The following is a 443-nucleotide window of genomic DNA, read 5'->3' on the forward strand; positions in this document are numbered from 1 at the left end:
TCGATCACTTAAAAATACATTGATACAATCACAACCCTGATTCACCTACTCCACACCCATCTCTAAGTGTGTTCCGGATGAATCTCTTTACTACTTCTTCCTGATTGTTAAAGAACGACAGCCGATATTTTCGCAGTGATGCGTCATACCGCTCTGACTGGCTCAATCGCCAATGCACAATGTTCGGCATACTAATCGAACACTAGGCGTTAGGGACTGGCCGAGGCAGACGGGGATCGACAGACGGGGATCGAGCTGGCTGAGCTACAGACCCCTGAGTCTGTCTTTCTTACAGCCGACAAGTGTGAGCGCTTAAAACGCGTGTGAGCGATGAGCTCTGGAAAGGAGGTGATCCAGCCGCACCTTCCGATACGGCTACCTTGTTACGACTTCACCCCAGTCATGAATCCTGCCGTGGTGACCGTCCTCCTTGCGGTTAGACT

The 443-nt window shown here is 50.8% G+C and carries 1 rRNA gene; it reads right to left on the reverse strand.

The window, feature by feature from the left end:
• Positions 1–341 precede the first annotated feature (341 nt).
• A 16S ribosomal RNA gene (locus tag AB4Y40_RS42840) occupies positions 342–443 on the reverse strand; the annotation flags it as partial.

It is taken from the genome of Paraburkholderia sp. EG287B, assembly GCF_040965595.1.
Taxonomy (GTDB): domain Bacteria; phylum Pseudomonadota; class Gammaproteobacteria; order Burkholderiales; family Burkholderiaceae; genus Paraburkholderia.